The sequence below is a fragment of the Nostoc sp. CmiVER01 genome (assembly GCF_034531135.2).
In the GTDB taxonomy this organism is placed as follows: Bacteria; Cyanobacteriota; Cyanobacteriia; order Cyanobacteriales; family Nostocaceae; genus Nostoc.
On record NZ_JAVRBU020000006.1, the window covers coordinates 151,981 to 170,773 of the forward strand.

General features: G+C 40.9%; 11 protein-coding genes. 7 read left to right on the forward strand and 4 right to left on the reverse strand.

What is annotated here, in order from left to right; genetic code table 11:
* Window positions 1-118: 118 nt before the first annotated feature.
* The 4 genes from RMZ43_RS11430 to RMZ43_RS11445 form a co-directional block, all read right to left on the reverse strand.
* A complete protein-coding gene (locus RMZ43_RS11430) occupies window positions 119-841 on the reverse strand; it encodes an FHA domain-containing protein (protein WP_322656206.1) in 723 nt (240 codons plus the stop codon).
* An 883-nt stretch (window positions 842-1,724) separates the two neighbouring features.
* A complete protein-coding gene (locus tag RMZ43_RS11435) occupies window positions 1,725-3,323 on the reverse strand; it encodes a serine/threonine-protein kinase (RefSeq protein WP_322646571.1) in 1,599 nt (532 codons plus the stop codon).
* Window positions 3,324-4,007: 684 nt separating this feature from the next.
* A complete protein-coding gene (locus tag RMZ43_RS11440; protein ID WP_322646572.1) occupies window positions 4,008-4,838 on the reverse strand; it encodes a phytoene/squalene synthase family protein in 831 nt (276 codons plus the stop codon).
* A gap of 882 nt (window positions 4,839-5,720) precedes the next feature.
* Window positions 5,721-7,250 carry an FAD-dependent oxidoreductase gene (locus RMZ43_RS11445; RefSeq protein ID WP_322656207.1) on the reverse strand — a complete coding sequence of 510 codons (1,530 nt, stop codon included), beginning with the start codon at window positions 7,248-7,250 and terminating at the stop codon, window positions 5,721-5,723.
* Window positions 7,251-7,734: 484 nt separating this feature from the next.
* Between RMZ43_RS11445 and RMZ43_RS11450 the strand changes: the two genes are divergently transcribed.
* From RMZ43_RS11450 to RMZ43_RS11480, 7 genes are all read left to right on the forward strand, one after another.
* The gene (locus RMZ43_RS11450) at window positions 7,735-8,184 is read left to right on the forward strand and encodes a hypothetical protein (protein WP_322656208.1); all 450 of its coding nucleotides are present in this window, start codon (window positions 7,735-7,737) and stop codon (window positions 8,182-8,184) included.
* Window positions 8,181-9,395 carry an NRAMP family divalent metal transporter gene (locus RMZ43_RS11455; RefSeq protein ID WP_322656209.1) on the forward strand — a complete coding sequence of 405 codons (1,215 nt, stop codon included), beginning with the start codon at window positions 8,181-8,183 and terminating at the stop codon, window positions 9,393-9,395. The genes RMZ43_RS11450 and RMZ43_RS11455 overlap by 4 nt, the downstream gene beginning before the upstream one ends.
* A gap of 3 nt (window positions 9,396-9,398) precedes the next feature.
* A complete protein-coding gene (locus RMZ43_RS11460) occupies window positions 9,399-9,758 on the forward strand; it encodes a hypothetical protein (RefSeq protein WP_322656210.1) in 360 nt (119 codons plus the stop codon).
* Window positions 9,758-10,093: a hypothetical protein gene (locus RMZ43_RS11465; protein WP_322646577.1), complete on the forward strand. Its 336-nt coding sequence runs from the start codon at window positions 9,758-9,760 to the stop codon at window positions 10,091-10,093. Before RMZ43_RS11460 ends, RMZ43_RS11465 begins: the two co-directional genes overlap by 1 nt.
* Before the next feature lie 247 nt (window positions 10,094-10,340).
* Complete coding sequence (locus RMZ43_RS11470; RefSeq protein WP_322656211.1) at window positions 10,341-11,096, forward strand: alpha/beta fold hydrolase; 756 nt, start codon at window positions 10,341-10,343, stop codon at window positions 11,094-11,096.
* A 342-nt stretch (window positions 11,097-11,438) separates the two neighbouring features.
* Complete coding sequence (locus RMZ43_RS11475) at window positions 11,439-13,826, forward strand: glycoside hydrolase family 31 protein (protein ID WP_322656212.1); 2,388 nt, start codon at window positions 11,439-11,441, stop codon at window positions 13,824-13,826.
* 187 nt (window positions 13,827-14,013) lie between these two features.
* On the forward strand, window positions 14,014-18,327 hold the full coding sequence (locus RMZ43_RS11480; protein WP_322656213.1) for a PAS domain S-box protein: 4,314 nt from the start codon (window positions 14,014-14,016) through the stop codon (window positions 18,325-18,327).
* Window positions 18,328-18,793: the final 466 nt, after the last annotated feature.

Sequence of the window (18,793 nt, forward strand, 5' to 3'; positions counted from 1 at the left end):
TTTGTCCTTGGAATCAGTTAAAAGAAGAGGCACAAAAATTTTATATTGTGCCCCTGCGAATTGTGTATAGTTCACTCAATTGAAAATTGCGATAATTTCCAATTTTTTAGCTGGGATTCTATGGTATTTGTCTGCTAAAAAAGCGGTCTAAAATTTCTGATTTCTGTTCTGAACTAAAGTTGTCATAAGAATCTTCAAGCTTTTCAACTAATCCAGGATTTCTGAAAATCCCTGAATTATCATCTGGTTTTTCAGTCAAAAGTTTTGGTCTGTTACAGAGATAAGTGAGTATTTCTACTTGATTATTGCTTTTTCGATGTATAAGTTGCATCAATAACTCCATTGCTACAGTTGGCAACACGCGGCAGGTAGAACTCATGAAAAAATCAAAAGTCATACTACCTAGACGGATGCGATCGCCATCTTTAAGCTTGATCCGCCCAAAAGCGCGATCGCCATTCACAAATGAGCCATTAGTACTGTTGAAGTCTATAAAGTAGAAGCCTTGATCATCAATATATTGAATAGCAGCGTGGCGACGAGACATATAACTATCAACAATACAAATACCACTGCTGCGATTACGACCTATTGTCCAGATTTGCTGTGGCTGCCGTAAACTTTGGGTCTGATTGTCACACAAATTAGTCATCAAATAAACAGCAGAAGTATCCACTACACCATGTATGTAAGATGCCTTCCCTCTTGTCAACGACGGTTGAGATAGGTTTTCTAGCTGAAGAATTTCATCTAAAAGGTCGCTATGGTGTTCATACAACTTAAGAAATACCTGATATAAACTTAATCTCCGTTCTATTTCTGTTTGTGCAAAGTCAGTCATTATACGTAAACCTTGTATTACCTGATTCCGGTTGTGAATATTCTGCTTCAGCCTACGACCAGGGATAATTAATTTTTAACTTTCCGCTACCATCTGAAAACTTGAATGGCTTAAGAACGTTAGATTTTACAATTTTTAAAAACGAGATTCCCTGTTGTTTCTAGCCATGAAAAGCATGGAAACATCTAAAAAAAAGTATTATGATGCTTTATTATTTATTGTAAATAATCATTTGTTATTTGTAATAGATAATAATTATAAAGATTTGATTAAAAATTGCCAAATATCTACGTATTCTTACTGAAAAATAGGATATTTATTGACATTTGCAAAAGCGATGACTAGACTATCGTTCAACCCAGCTATAATAAGCCTGAATTATTTGCGATCAACAAGATCCCCGATAACTTTTACGATGTCGGGGATCTGCGGGTTGGGTTGCAATTTTTCCAAGTTAAATAGGATTGTTATATCATATCTATTTGGTCAGTTCTGAATAAATCTGAGTTTTCTTGATCAGAATAAGGGCTAATTTATCTAAGCTCATAAGAAAATAGAAGGCTTGTCAGCTTTGTAAAACAATAGATACTCCAGAAATAAATTATGCGTTACCTGAAACCCTTGTAGAGACGTTGCATGGCAACATCAAAACAATTCATTTTCGGAGATGTCTAATACAGTTGAGTTTAGGACTTGTCCTAAGCACCCTTAAAAAAGAGGGAACTAGTACCGCAAGGTGGAAGTCAAAAGCCAAAAGCCAAAAGTCACATACATTTTAATTTTGGGGTTTCTGGCTGTAATAAAATAGTAAGTTTATTTCCGCCTTGCGGTACTAGTCTGAGAGGCAGGGTAAGCAAGTAACTCTCAAATTTAAACTTTCAATTTACAACAAGCCTCGTTTCCCATTGGGGCGGATGGTCATCCAGTTTGTTTTTGCTAGTGCAAGCTGCTCATCAGAAATTTTGGCACTGGTGAGATTAGCACCACACAGATTAGCTCCTCGGAGGTTGGCATTACTAAGGCAAGCATTGCTGAGGTCTGCGCCTCGCAGGTCTGCCCCTTCTAAATCAGCATGGTTAAGGTATGCTTTGCTCAGATTAGCATCCTTGAGATTTGCTCGAGTGAGACTGGCTCTGCCAAAGTCACTATTGTGAAGATTAGCTCCCTGGAGATTGGTTTTTTGCAATTGAGTGGAATGGAAATTTGTTTGGGATAAGTCAGCACCTTGCAGATCCAGCAAATTTAAATTGTGTAGAGCAAAATCCCGTCTTCCTTTCTGATAGGCAGTTAATAAACTTTGGGTATTTAATTTACGCTCAACTTTAGAAGTTTTAGCTTGTAAACTATTACTGTTGCTGTTAACAAAAGTCGTTGATTTGGCCATCCCAGAACCTTGGTGCGCTCCAGCTGCTTCTGCCTTGGCTCGTCTAGCGCGAATTGCTGCCGCTACCTGTGCCACTCCTGTACTAGTAGCAGCAGAAGAGTTGTTACATAAAACAGCAGAATTTTCCAGATGGTTGTGTGTTCGCTCTTTAGACCCAGTATCTGATTTAATTAATAAACCTTTTGCTAAACTTTCTAAATATGGTTCTATTTCCAATGCTCTGAGAACTTCTGTCGCTGATTGATAGCGATTACGTACAGACACCTCCAACATTTTTCGCAATACATTGCCCAAGTGGTCACTCACTTGCACAAGTTGCTCCCACATTATCTCGCCAGTGTTGGGATTGTAATCTAAATCTTTAGGAGTTTTGTTAGTCAGTAGATAAATGCATGTCACCCCCAGTGCATAGATATCACTGGCGTAGACTGGACGCATAGCCATTTGCTCTGGAGGTGCAAAACCAGGAGTACCAATGGCATAGGCAGTTAATGCTGTTTGTCCTGATTGATTTACTGCACCTTGGCTGATTTGGTTTTTGACGGCACCAAAGTCGATGAGTACCATTCTGGCATCTTGAGTACGGCGAATTAAGTTGGCTGGCTTAATATCACGGTGGATTACCTTTTGATCGTGGATGTATTGCAATAGTGGCAAAATTTCGCTCAAAAATTGCTTGACTCCAGTTTCGCTTAAGATGCCGTTAAGTTTGATCTCTTCCTGTAAGGTATTACCACTGATGTATTCTTGAACTAAATAGAATTGTTCATGATTTTCAAAATAGTCTAACAGTCTTGGTACTTGTGGGTGATTGCCAATCTTCCCTAAAGTTTTGGCTTCTCGTTCAAAGAGTTCTCTAGCCATCTGTAAAACGTGTGGGGCGCTTCCTGATGGGCGTAATTGTTTGATTACGCAACTCGGTTCTCCTGGTAAGCCTTGATCGTTGGCTAAGAAGGTAGCTCCAAAGCCACCTTGACCTAATGGTTTGATCACCTGATAGCGCTCGCGCAACAGTAGTTGCGAGCCACAAGACTGGCACCTTTGGCTATATACCAAATTTTCTGGATTGGGACAGATAGGATTTAAGCAGTAGCTCATGCACTGTCAACTCGCTGCACGAAGAATCACGGTGAGTTGTTATACTCTCTTTCAATTATTTAGATATTAATCAACTCTTGCCAGGTAATTTTTGCTGGAAATGCTTTGAAGATTATTTAAAGTTTAGCTAATTTTACGTAAATTAGTTGCAAATTAAAAAAATTATTATACTTAGAATGTTAAATAGTATCTAAATTATTTTTGGAGCGAAGTCGAAGTAGCGACTTGGGCTAATAGCGCAGAGCTAATGCTGCGCTATTGACCTATATCTACAACGGGTAGGGGAGAGGCTAGCACCAAGAGATGATAAATATCAAGTTCGGGTGATAACTTATAATAAAAAAATTTATCAATGTAGGTTAGTTGGGTTTTAGCAAGATCCCCGTAAGAATAGGGTAGTCAAACCCAACATCAACAAGGATAAAATGTTGGGTTACTCTCCTGCGTAAAACCCTTCTTTACTAGACGCTGTTCGCGTTCGGGTCTATGTTTTTAAAACGCTGTTTTTTTGGTTGTCGAGAAATCGCAAGGGGGCAGTGGCTCGTTAACCTACAGATATTATAAGTGTTTAACCGAACCTGATATAAGACCACACTAACTCCTTTACAGAAAATCGCTGTAGAATTTTGGATGCCCAAGTTTGGAGGCAATTTAGAATCATCTCCATTAATCGTTAAAAGACTATTAGCTGGCTTTCATATTTACACTAATCAGTTGTTCGAGAAGTGCAAAAACATCACTGCGACTGAGTTTCTCTTTACCACTAGCAAGGGCGTCAAGAGTGCCATTAGCCAGCGTTAAGGGAATTTGGCAAAAATCTAAGGCTGGGCCAGTAGGAAGGTTTTTGGTATAAGCTTCTGCCAAGACTAGATTGCGCCGGGCATACTCTTGCATATTTTCTGCACTCCAACCTTCTGGGAAAAAGTCTACCCCACGCCCTAAATCTTCAGTGTGGTTACGCAGGATATTAACTGCTTGTAAACCCCGACCAAACCCGATCGCCTGGGTACGGTTAGTTTGTGTTCCATCGTACCAAGTCCATAAGTCTGATAGTAACAATCCGACTGCACCTGCAACCCCAAAGGTATAACGATCCAAATCAGATTCTGTATAAATTTTCCAGTTTCTTTCAGCCCAGTAAGCCATCCGGTCTGCCATTGCAGCAGTGGCATCCCAAATTCGAGGCGCAATGGTCTCTGGTGCTAGTATCGACCATTCTCTAATCCTCACTGTGACTTCTTCTAAGGTATTCTCATACCCACTAAATCCTGCCAAGAAAGCATCTATCGCAAAGCCATCAACCCCTGCCTGTAATGTCAAGCTAATCGTTCTTAACAGCTTTACTTTAGTAGCGTTATCTAATTCGGGATGATCTTCTATTTCATCAATGGCACGCATACACAAATATGCTGATGCTACTGCTTCTTGTAATCCTGGCGGTAAAACACTAATTGGAATATAAAAAGTTCGGCTAGTTTCTTTGAGGATTTGCAATGCATCTCTACGTAAATTCATGTTTTCACTCCCCGATTGATTTTTGCACCACATGAAGTTTGCAGTTTTTTGATGATACTGGATATAGTTTTGACTAAACCTTAAAAACTATAGACTATAAGATACGCTAGTATTTCATCTAAAAATTAATAGTTTTTGGTGTTGCAATTAACAAAACTCTCAAATTTATCAAAGTCTAATTTAGTATATAGGGTTTTGGTCGCAAAAATCTTTAATGTGCCGTTTGATATAGCTATCATAAAGTTTTAGTGGATATATAAAGAATTATGCTAATATTTGGTTGATTAATGCAAAATTTTTCTATGAGGAAACATCCATGTCGAGATTTGAAAGTATTTTAAGTCTGCGTTAAATTGACTAAGAAATTATAATTATTGTATATATAAAGACAATTTAAGAGAAGCTGGTAATAGATAGCAGTAAATGTAAGCACCTTTAGATGCGAACTATGGTATGTCGAAGAGTCAGGGTAAGTTACATTAGATATAAAGGACTTGCGATACCTGGGTTGGGCTACGTCTAAGCTTGATGGATTACAGTGAGAACCTGCTTGCTGTTTAAGGTGGTATCAAGTGACCATAACCAAGAAAAAGAAGTTCCCGTATATTTACGAGATTGACAATAAAAAAGTGGGCTGTTTGCCCACTCAATAAAATATTTATGAATATTTGACCTCTCGTATCATGTCCGCTTGATTACTTTTTAAACGTGAAGAACCCCTTCCCCGCAAGCGAGGAGGAAGATTGGGGGGTAGAGTGTAGTAACTCTGGTTAAGCAAATTATTTATGCAAACACGAAAATTCGTTCAAAATTGGGCTAAATCATCCCATGATTCAGCAATGCCGTTTTTTTGAGTGAGATTAAAGCTTTACTCTCCACTTTTTACTTGTTTTCCAGTGGTGTCAGCCCATTAATTGCTGGACCGTTGATTACTTTTCCCTGCGTATCAAACCGCGAACCGTGACATGGGCAATCCCAGGTCTTTTCTGAGGAATTCCAAGCGACGATACAGTTGAGGTGAGTACAGATTGCCGAATGTTCGTGCAGTGTACCATCTTCATCTCGGTAAGCTGCGACTTTTGTCAAACCACGTAGTACCACTGCACCTGTACCGGGAGCAAGTTTTTCAACGGAATCAACATCGCCTGGTGTGACCCACTTTAAATACTGGGCAGCAACGTTAAGATTCTCAGAGATAAAATCACCGACTCCACCAAGTCTCACACGCGATGGGTCATAAAGTTGTGCCCAGCTATTATTTCGCCCTAAAATCAAGTCAGTTAACAGTATCCCCGCGATCGCACCGTGGGTCATTCCTATGCCTGTATCACCAGTAACGATGTAAACGTTTTCCTCATCAAAAGAGTTTTTACCAATGTAGGCAATACCATCATCAGAATTCATTACCTGTCCCGACCAGCGAAATAAAATCTCCTGTGCCATTGGGAAACGTTCTCGCGTCCACGTTTGGAGTCTGGCATAGCGAGCATCGGCATCGTCAGCTTGTCCGGTTTTATGGTCTTCGCCACCAACAATTAATACATCATATTCTTCGTCGATATTTTGTAATCTTACGTAGTGGTAGGGGTCAAGGGTATCCCAATAAAGCGCTTTGGCAACAGAACCACGAGGCACTTTTGCACCGATGACAAAAGTGATGTATGGAGCCTGCTTGAAGTGCATAGTAGCTAAGCTACTGATGGGTGAGTTAGTTGCTACTACCACAGCATCGGCTGTGACAACTTTACCACTACTTGTCTCAACATGAGCGGGTAAACCACCTTGAATTTTTTCTACGTGTGTCCCCGTATAAATTCTACCCCCACGCCGTTCTATGGCTTCTGCAAGTCCAGCTAGATATTTTAATGGATCAAATTGCCCTTGTTGGGGAAAGCGTAGACACACTCCTGTATCAAAGCCAGTTAACGGAGCTTTCTTCACCATTTCAACATTAGTTAGTCCAACTCGGTGTGTTGCTTCTAACTCGTGCTGAATCTCGTCTATTGATTTCAAGTCTGGCGGAAAAAGATAGCCGTCAAGTCGCTCAAAGTCACAGTTAATATTTTCTTGGGTAGCGATCGCCTCTATAGTATTAATTGCTGTTGTATGACTTTGAGCAACCAGTTTTGCACCCTCTTTACCGTGCATTTGCTCCAGTTCGTAGTAATGATAACTTAGCACATTCGATACGTGTGCTGTTGTTCTTGCTGTTTGACCGCCACCAATGGGGCCATCATCCAGCACAACTACTGATTTACCTGCGCGGGTTAACATATAGGCAGTTGACATCCCTGCTATCCCTGCACCGACAACGCACACATCTGCATGAGTATTTTCGGTAAGCACTGGTTGCTCTGGTACTTCTGCCGTTGTCATCCAAATAGAAATAGTTTTACCAGAGTCATTTTGCATATTTTTAGAGTTTTAAGCCTAACTTAATTCTGCTGGAAAGAAGGTTATGAAGGTAAGAAAAATGGGAAACTAGAAGGGAAATATCAAAATATTTCTCCTTCTATGATTGTGCCTTTGTATGTCTTTCAACCTTCCTACAACCAAGCTAAGATGTGTATTCCAGCTTCTTATTGTATAAGCCTAGACTATTAATTGTAAATAATGTATCTGCATCATGATATACATCAACATATGCTTTGTAGGGGATGGAATTGCTAAATATTTGTATATCTCAAAAAGATTTAGAGTATTTTATAAAACCTTTGACCTTAGAACAGTCATAATTTACTATAGATGCAAGTAACATCCTCCTTTTTGAAGTGGATTTCCGTTAATACAATAAATTTTGAAATAATATTTTACAAAATATTTCTTTAGATAGATGTACACTATTGCCGAGGTGGCGAGAAAAAATGTATTTGTATTAGCTATGGAGAGTCTATAAATGCCAGAGGCTGGTAAATTAGAATCTGTAATTAATTGTTTATTAATACTGACATTGTTAGCTTCTTGCAGTGGTAAAACTTCCGTACAAGATATGGACAAAGAAGCACAAAATATATCTTCTTGGGTAGCAACAGTAAATATGGTTGGTGATGCCTGGATACGCAATGTTATACCAAATAATTATGCTGAACAAACATTGAAAAAAGCTACAGAAGAACTGCAAAAAGAAAAAGATAAAATAGACAAAATAAAATTATCTAAAGATGTAACACAGGATGATAAATCAGTACTATTAGGTGAAGTTATACAGTTAACAAATAAAACAGAAGCAATGTCTAGGGCTGTAGGACAAAAAAATCGTTTAGAGGTACAGCAAAAGCTTGGAGAACTAGCAATAGAAGAACGATCGCTAAACAAGCTAAAGAAAAGTAGCAGGGCAAACCAATGAATAAAATTTTGGAAATCGCGCTTGGGATTGTTACCAGTATTGGTGGGTTTCTAGATGTAGGTGCGATCGCTACTGCTGCGGAAGCTGGATCTACCTATAGCTTTCAACTAATCTGGGCGATTGTCTTAGGGACAATTTGTGTAATTTTTCTGGTGGAAATGTCTGGACGTTTAGCAGCCGTTAGCAAACATACATTAGCTGCGGCGGTGCGAGAACGATTTGGATTCAACTTTTATATTATTCCACTAGTTGCAGAAATTGTCGTTGATTTTTTAGTTTTAGCAGCCGAAATTGGTGGTGTTTGTATCGCCCTGCAATTAGTAACAGGCATTAGTTTTCAGTGGTTTGCTTTACCCGTAGCCTTTGCAATTTGGTTGCTACTTTGGAAAGGGACATTTGGATTAATTGAAAACGGGATTTCTTTTTTTGGATTAATCACACTAGTCTTTGTTGTTGCTACTTTTAAGTTGCATCCATCTTTAACAAAAATTGGTTCTGGTTTGTTACCAACCGTGCCGCAACAAGACACCGCACATTATTTATACCTTGCTGTTGGCATCCTGGGTGCATTGATTAGCCCGTACTTATTTTATTTCTACTCATCTGGTGCAGTAGAAGATAAGTGGGATGAAGGATATATCGGTGTGAATCGCGCCGTCGCTAGTTTGGGGATGGGCTTTGGTAGTATCGTATCACTGGGAGTGTTGATTGTGGCAGCACTGGTACTCAATCCCAAAGGTATCCAGGTTGATAGCTATGAACAGGCGGCGCTAATGTTGACAGAAACTTTTGGTTACTGGGGCTTTGTGCTATTCGCTGCATCTTTAGGAATTGCTTGCTTTGGTGCAGCACTGGAGGTAAGCCTCGACACAGCGTATATTGTAGCTCAAGCTTTTGGTTGGAATTGGGGCGAAAATCTTAAACCAAAAGATGCTGCACGTTTTAGTTTAGTTTACTCCGTGTTTGTCTTTCTCGCCTCATTACTGATGGTATTTGGTATCGATCCGTTGCAATTAACTTTGTTTTCAATGGCGATTACAGCAGTGATTTTGCCGCCTGTAATCATACCTTTTTTGGTTTTGATGAATGATGAATTATACGTTGGTAAGTATCGTAATGGATGGATTAGTAACAGTGTTGTCATTTTTACGATCGCGCTGACATTTGTTTTAGCGATCGTTGCTATTCCATTAGAAATTATTGGAGGGTAGAAAATGGATATTATCAGAGATGTTCTTGATAACCAATTAGTTGACCGTAATCAACGCAAGATGGGTAAAGTCGATGGCATTGTGATGGAGTTACGCGATAGCGAACCACCACGACTTGCTTATATTGAAGTAGGTGTGACAACTCTTAGTAAACGGCTAAATCCCCGTTTGGCACGTTTGGTAGCAGCAATTGCAAGTAAATGGGGCGCTAAACAAAGTGAACCATTTCGGATTCCGTGGTCAAAAGTGCGGGATGTTGGTATTGATGTTGAAGTGGATGTTGAAGCTGAAGCAACACCAGCTTTAGGGTATGAAAAATGGCTGCGCGATCGCATCATCGCACGAATTCCAGGAGGGGGATAATGGCAACTCGTGAAATTCATCTAGAATTGCTGCTGGGTAAACCAGTATTAGACTCAACTGGTAAAGCCGTTGGACGCATTGAGGAAGTACGCGCCGAACAACAAGGTGAAGAATGGATTGTTAAGGAATATCTTGTCGGTTATGCTGCGGTGTTAGAACGGTTATCTGCTTGGACAATTGGGTTAGGAATTTTGCGTCTACTAGGGGCGCATAAAATCTACAGTGGTTATACAGTACCTTGGGATAAGTTAGATTTGACTGACCCTGACAACCCACGTTTGCGTTGCAGCCTAGATGAATTAAAGTCATTAGACGAGAAGCCGCAGGATATATAGTAACTTGGTTTGAATAAGGCGGAAATATGATGTCACACGAATTGTAAAACGCTGTAAGTGTTAAATATTTGTGGTTGCCTGCACTCTCTTTTAATTAAATTTAGTAATATTAAGTTTTTTATATTAATAAAAAATTGCCACTCAGCATGAGGTTAATTTGACTAAAATCTTCTATGTAATAGCTTTCAAAAATATTTGAAAAGCTAATTATTATATTTTCCTATTCTTTATCTTTTTTAATCTTCAAATGCCAGAAATTCAAGTTGGAGATATTAGCATCTACTACGAGATGAAAGGCAATGGTTATCCGCTACTCATGATTATGGGCTTCAGCTTCAGCCTTTTAGACTGGGGAGATATGTTCACTGATGAGCTGGCAAAACATTACCAAGTCATTCTGTTTGACAACCGCGATTCTGGAAGAACAAAAAGCCAGTCAACATACAATTACACGACTGCTGATATGGCAAATGATGTAGCAGGATTGCTTAATGCTTTAGGAATAGCACAAGCTCATATTTTAGGATATAGTATGGGTGGCATGATTGCTCAACAGTTTGCCTTGAGACATCCTACCAAATTAAATAAATTGATATTGACCTGCACAATGGCTGGTGGCGATTGTAGCAATTTTAATCCAAATATTCAAGGAGATTTTTTGGATCTTCTTTTTCCGGCATCATACTTAGCTATCTCTAATAACCGGAAAAAAATAGAAAGTTTTTTCACAAAAACCTCACCCTATCACAGCCAATCAGATGCTTATATAAGGCAATTACAGGCGCATCATGCCCACGATACATGCAATTTATTGCAAGGCATTCAAGCACCTACCTTAATTATGACTGGAGATAGCGATTTGATCATTCCTCCTATCAATAGTAATATTTTGAATAACAAAATTTCTGGTTCAAAACTTAAAATTATTAAAGAAGCTGGACATGGGTTACTTTATAGCCATGTTGCAGAAATTGCAAAAATTATTACTAATTTTTTATCGTAATTCAACACCATACAAATAATGTAGCTACCAGCAATACTAATTGCTAAAACCTGTTATTTGCGGTATTTGTAGACTAGGACTAGAGAGCAACTATCATTGTGTTGCAGCCAATATTAACTACAACCAGCCTGCAATCAGGAGTTTCCACCAGTATTAGATAGTAAATAGACACAACGCCTTACCGGAGCTAGGTTGTGATAACTTACAGAGGCTGTTGATGAACTCCTGCTGCTAAAAATATCTGCTAATTTTTCACCCAACCTCTAGCGAAAGAAAGAGTTTGATGGTGAATATCTCTGTAATCATGAATGCGGACAAGTGTTTACCTGCTAAATAACTGATATGCCGCAATATTTCGGAAAACTACCCACTACTAACCAACCTTGGACAACTCTTAGCAATGTAAAAGCTGTAACTTCCGACAATAATATTATTAATTTTGACTGTGGCGACTCACGCCTTACTATCAGCGTACTTGCGCCCAATTTACTCCGCGTGCGTTTCGCACCAACTGGGGAATTTATGCCTCGGCGTTCTTGGGCAGTAACGCCAGATGATGCAGAATGGGCAACAACACCTTTTACAGTGCAAGAAAATGAAGCAACGGTAGAAATTGAAACAGCACAGATTCGTGTGTGTGTCCAGCGAGAAAAGTGTCGCATCGTCTGTTTCGACAAAGCTAATCGCCCTTTTGCCCAAGATGCAGAGATAGGTATAGGTTGGCGGATGGGTACAGTTGCAGGATGGAAGGAAATTGCAGCCGATGAACATTTCTATGGTTTTGGTGAACGCACAGGCTTTCTGGATAAACTCAGCGAAGTCAAAACCAACTGGACAACGGATGCCTTAGATTATGATGCACTGACTGATGAAATGTACCAAGCAATTCCATTTTTTATGGCTTTGCGTCCAGAGTTAGGCTATGGAATCTTTTTCAACACTACTTTTTGGAGTCAATTCGATATCGGTGCTGAACAGCCAGGTATTTGGAAGATGGAAACTCGTGGCGGTGAATTAGATTATTACATTATCTATGGCCCCGAACCTGCCCAAATCTTGGAGACTTACACTCAATTAACCGGGAGAATGCCATTACCACCGAAATGGGCGCTGGGTTATCATCAATGTCGTTGGAGTTATGAATCAGAAACCGTTGTGCGGGAACTAGCGCAAGAATTCCGTCAGCGTCGCATTCCCTGTGATGTTATTCACTTGGATATCGACTATATGCGGGGTTATCGGGTATTTACTTGGAGTCCTCAACGCTTTTCTAATCCAGCAAAACTCATTAGTGATTTAGCAGAGGATGGTTTCAAAACAGTCACAATTATTGATCCTGGTGTGAAGTATGAACCAGAAGGTAATTATCATGTTTTTGACCAAGGCTTAGAAAATGACTATTTTGTGCGGAAAGCTGATGGTGCATTGTTCCACGGCTACGTTTGGCCTGAGAAAGCTGTTTTTCCTGACTTTTTGCGTCCTGATGTGTCTAACTGGTGGGCTGATTTACACAAAAGCTTAACTGATGTTGGTGTGGCGGGCATTTGGAATGATATGAATGAACCTGCCATAAACGATCGCCCTTTCGGCGATGATGGTGAAAAGATTTGGTTTCCCCTAGATGCACCGCAGGGGGGTGATGAGGGACAAGGGGACAAGGGGACAAGGGGACAAGGGGACAAGGAGAATATCTCTGTGTCTGTTACTCATACGGAAGTGCATAACTTGTATGGGTTGATGATGGCTAAAGCTTGCTATGAAGGGTTGGAACGGCATCGAGGTTCGGAGCGATCGTTTGTGTTAACGCGATCGGGTTATGCTGGTGTGCAACGCTGGTCTTCTGTGTGGATGGGGGATAACCAATCGTTGTGGGAGCATTTAGAAATGTCTCTGCCGATGCTTTGCAATATGGGACTTTCGGGTGTGGGTTTTGTGGGTTGCGATATTGGCGGGTTTGCTGGTAACGCCACAGCTGAATTATTCGCTCGGTGGATGCAGGTAGGAATGCTTTATCCATTGATGCGCGGTCACTCGGCAATGTCTACTGCTCGTCATGAACCTTGGGTATTTGGCGATCGCGTTGAAAATATCTGTCGAGAATACATTAATCTACGTTACCAATTACTTCCCTATATTTATAGTCTTTTCTGGGAAGCGGCAACAACAGGCGCACCGATTTTAAGACCATTATTGTACCACTTCCCTAACGATCTGAAAACCTATAGCCTCTACGATCAAGTATTACTAGGTGCATCGCTGATGGCTGCACCAATTTACCGCCCTGGAGTTGAACATCGAGCTGTCTACTTACCTGCTGGCACTTGGTATGATTGGTGGAGTGGCGATCGCTACGAAGGCCCGATTCACATTCTTGCTCATGCCCCACTAGAAAGAATGCCACTGTATGTCCGTGGTGGTGCGATAATTCCCATGCAACCTGTCAAGCAATACGTTGATCAAGCGCCACTCGATGAGATCCGATTACGGATTTGGCCTGGTAATAACGAATATCAGCTATTTGAAGATGATGGACAGACAAAAGAGTATTTAGATAAGAATTTTTCGCTAACAGATATAAGCGTGTTTACACAGACAAACCAAACAGTAGTTGAAATTGGAGCGAGAATGGGAGAATGGACACCTCCACCACGCGAAGTAATTGTAGAATTTGTTGGGGTTGGAGAGCAACGTTTCCAAGATGATGGTAAGCGACATACTCTGCAATTTTGAAATACTCGCAAAGGTGGTTTAAAAAACCACCATTATTTCCTACTCTAAATTGTGCAATAAAAAATATGCATAGAGATAGATGAAAAGCAAGTCAAGGACAAACATACAATACAAGGGGTAGAAAAAGTTAAACCGTAAGAAATAGATAAGTTTACTACGCTAAATAGATGCGGTTAGAGAACAATCAATGTTAAATATTAACCGCTTGCGGCTGCAAGATATATCTAAAATCACTACAAATTCACTTGTCCCTAAAGTCGCAAGTGCGATCGCTGTTTTTGTTGGCAGCTTGGTAGTAGTTGGTTGGTGTCTTGGCATTGAAGTTCTTAAGCGTGGCTTCCCTGGTAGTCCTGCCACAATGAAAGTAAATACAGCGCTTTGTTTTGTGCTGTGTGGTGTATCGTTGTGGCTATTTTTAAAAGCAACAAATCAGGGGAGCAGAGAGGAAAAAACAATTGAAAATTCCTTTCATAGTTCCCTTTTAATTTCTAGAGTCTGTGCAATAGCTGTCACTACAATAGCTGCGCTTACACTTTGTGAATATCTATTTGGCTGGAATCTCGGTATTGACGAGCTACTGTTTCGTGATTTGTCAACTAGCATAGCGACATTGTATCCAGGGCGAATGGGGGCGAACACAGCACTGAACTTTATGCTGGTTAGCGTTGCCCTAGAGATTTTGATTCATCCAAAAACCCACCGCAGTTATTGGTATGCTCAGATTATAGCTCTGATAGCTACTTTAATTTCCTTTCAAGCGCTGATGGGCTATGCCTACAAAGTGAAAGTTCTCTACGGACTTGCCCCTTATACAACATCAATGGCTTTACACACGGCGGTGTTGTTCAGCTTATTAAGTATGGGCGTTCTGTGGGCGCGGTCAGACCAGGGGCTAATGAGGGTAGTTACAAGTGATAGTTATGGCGGCTTACTTGCACGTCGTTTATTAATTGCTGCGATCGCAGTACCTTCTATATTGGGATGGCTAATTGTTGAAGGTCAACGGGCAGGACAATACGATCCGGCTTTTGCAATATCGGTATTTGCGATCGTCCTGATTGTGATTTTTACTATTTTGATTTGGCAAAGTGCTAGGGTTATTGAACGCCTTAGCAATCAGCGTGATCTTGCCCAAAAAGCACTTAGAACTTATGAAGCTAAACTGGGAAGTTTTGTAGATTCTAACGTCATCGGTATTCTGTTTGGCGATGTGTATGGGGGTATCCAACAGGCAAACGACGAATTCTTGAGGATGATTGGTTACACGCGGGAGGATTTGTTAGAAGGTAGGTTAAGTTGGAGCAATATCACACCACCAGAGTATTTATACTTGGATGAGCGAGGTGTCGCCGAAGCCAAGGGAAATACCAACGCTATTTGTACGCCTTACGAGAAAGAATATATTCGCAAGGATGGTAGCCGTATTCCCGTTTTAGTTGGTTACGTGCTGCTAGGAGAAAACCGCGACGAGTCGGTAGCGTTTATCCTCGACTTGAGCGATCGCAAGCAAGCAGAAGCAGAACAACAAAAATTAGTATCGCTGGTAGAAAATAGCTCTGACTTTATCGGCATCGGCACTCTTGATGGTCAATTACTCTACATAAATGATGCAGGCCAAAAGCTGGTAGGGCTTTCCAGTTTTGATGAAGTCAGGCAAAAGGCAATATTAGATTACTTCATGCCCAAAGACAAAGCCTATTTTCAACAATATATATTGCCGACTGTGCTATTAGAAGGACGCTGGCAAGGAGAATTCTGCTTTTGCCATCTCCAAACAGGTCAAGCCATACCAGTTGATTACAATATCTTCACTGTTACAGACAAGAAGACAGGTCAGCCAATTGCCTTAGCAACTGTGACTCGCAACATCAGCGAACAAAAAGTAGCTAAGGAAAAAATCTTACAACTAAACAAGGATTTACAGCGCCGCATTACTGAGTTACAAACTCTGTTAGATGTAATTCCGATTGGAATTGGGATTGCCGAAGATCCAGAATGCCAAAATATCAAGGTTAACCCTGCTTTTGCCAATCAGTTGGGAATATCGTCAGACACAAATGCTTCCCTCAGCGCTCCCTTGAACGAAAAACTGACAAGCTTTAAAGTCTACTGCCAGGGAAGGAAACTGTCAGCAGAGGAACTCCCAATGCAATACTCCGCAACTCATGGTATTGAAGTTCTAGGTTGTGAACTCGATGTTGTCCATGAAAATGGAAAAATCGTCAATCTATTGGAGTACGTTGCACCTTTGTTTGACGAAGAGGGTAAAACCAGAGGAAGCGTTGGTGCATTTTTAGATATTACGCAGCGCAAGCAGGCAGAGGAAGCACTTCTAAATCAGCAAAAATGGCTAGAGGATGTCTTAAATCTGATGCCAAGACCGTTGTTGTTTATTGAACCAGGAACAGCGCGGGTAACTTTTGCCAATCGTTCTGCTAACGAATTAGCTGGGGGTGAATTTCCCAAAGGTGTACCAGCCGCAGAGTATCATACAGTCTACCACTATACAGATGCGGCTGGCGATCGCATCCCCAATGAACAAATGCCAGGAGTGCGGGTTGCCCTTGGCGAACGCTTGAATGGGTTGGAAGTAGACTGGCACACCCCTGGTGGTGTGCGCTCTCTATTGGTATTTGCTGATACTTTGCCAGCAATGCACGGTCATCCGGCTACCTGTATCTTGGTGTTCCAAGAGATAAGCAACCTCAAGCAGGCAGAAAAAGCCCTCTCGTTAGGTTACAAAAGACTAAAGCTACTATTTGACACAGCCAACGATTTACTCTCAAGCCAGGAACCAGTACTACTAATCGATAGCGTCTACCAAAAACTAAGAGAGCAAATTGGAATAGAAGTTTATTTGAACTATTTGGTTGAGGATAACTCTCAGGTAATGCGGTTGGGGTCTTACAGTGGTATTTCTCCAGAGATAGCAAAGGAAATTGAGTACTTGCCATTAGATCAAGGGGTTTGCGGTACTGTAGCGCAAGAACGCAATTCCCTAGCTGTAGAGAATGTGCAGCAATCCACTGAGGCGCAAACCGCATTGATTCGCTCTTTAGGGATTACTGCTTATTATGCATACCCATTGATCGCCCAAGGACGGCTGTTGGGTACTCTTTCTTTTGGCAGCCGTACTCGGTTAAGCTTCACCGAAAATCAAAAGGGAATGATGCAAGCAGTATGTGACCAGATAGCGATCGCAATGGAACGAGCTAGTTTAATTGCTTCTTTGCAACAACAAACTGAACAGTTGCAAGAGGCTAACCGGATGAAGGATGAGTTTCTGGGAATATTATCCCACGAATTGCGATCGCCTCTCAATGCCATTCTTGGCTGGGCGCAACTACTGCAACGAAGTAAGCTTAGTGAAACCCTGATAGCTAGGGCTACGGAGACAATTGAACGCAATGCGAAGGCACAAACCCAGCTAATTGAAGACCTACTGGATATATCACGGATGATGCGAGGCAAATTACGTCTCAATGTCAGTACTTGTAATTTGGTTCCAATAATTGAGTCGAGCCTAGAGACTGTTAGCCTCGCCGCCCAATCCAAAGAAATCAATTTAAGATTTTCCCTTATTCCTTCAAAAGAAACGCAAAATTCAGATTTGGAACTAGGAATCAATCACGAAAATTTAAAATCAAGAGAATCACAATCCCAAACCATGTTGGGCGAAAATTCTCAATTCTTAGTATCCGGTGATGTTGAGCGCTTACAGCAAATAATTTGGAATCTACTGTCCAATGCCATCAAATTCACACCCACAGGAGGACGGGTAGAGGTGCAATTGTCTGTAGTTACTAGTCAAGAAAAACAAGACACAACAGATAAATACGCTCAGATTCAGATAATTGACACAGGTATTGGTATCAGCCTTGATTTTCTTCCTTACATTTTTGATCGCTTTCGTCAAGCTGATAGTTCTAGCACTAGAACCTATGGTGGATTGGGACTAGGATTAGCGATCACGCGTAATTTGGTAGAATTACATGGCGGTACTGTTTACGCAAATAGTCCAGGCAAAGGACAAGGGACGACGTTTACAGTCAAACTACCACTTCTGAAGAGTCCGCCCCTCTACCCCATTGCCCCTTTACCTCTCTCTATCCCTCTCTCGCTCCTTGGTGTACGCGTGCTAGTTGTAGATGATCAAGTCGATAGCCGTGATTTCATCACCACAATCCTCGAACAGTACCAAGCCGAAGTTCAAGCTGTAGCATCAGTTGCAGAAGCATTGCAGGTAATTACACAGTGGAAACCAGATGTTTTAGTTAGCGACATTGGTATGCCCGATGAGGATGGTTATTCTTTGATCCGCAAAGTGCGATCGCAATCACCAGAACTAGGGGGAAATATTCCCGCCGCAGCATTAACAGCCTATACCAGAGCAGAGGATCGGATGCGAGCTATACAAGAAGGTTATCAGCTACATTTGCCTAAACCTATTGAGGCAGCTGAGTTAGCTACAGTAGTTGCCAGACTTGCGGGACGAGCTTAGAGAAAATGAGGAATGGGGAATAGGGACTAAATTTTACCCCATCTCCCATTCTCTTTGTTACTAATATCAAAATTTATACAAAATATCAATCTTATTCCAAGGTCAATATCTGCATATAAAAATTATTTGGCGTTGTTGAATTGCGATTGCGTTAGCGTAGCGGGGCGAAGCCCATTGCGAATTGGTATTAGATGTATATTTTTACTTCAGTCTAAGAAATTTTTGTCTTTTGGGACGATAACTATTTAGGAAAAGCGGCTTCAATAGACTGGCTCTTCTTTAGTCCATTCTCAAGGGGGTCACTAGCGGGGGAAGATTATTTAAAGCTTATTGGAAGCGAATTCCGAAATAGGCAATTTAAGAATTGTATTGTAAAGTATGTAACATACTTTAATACAAATAAACTACATAAATTGCAAATTGAGTACTTCAAGAAAATAGTTGCAACACTTGGGTTGCTGCCATC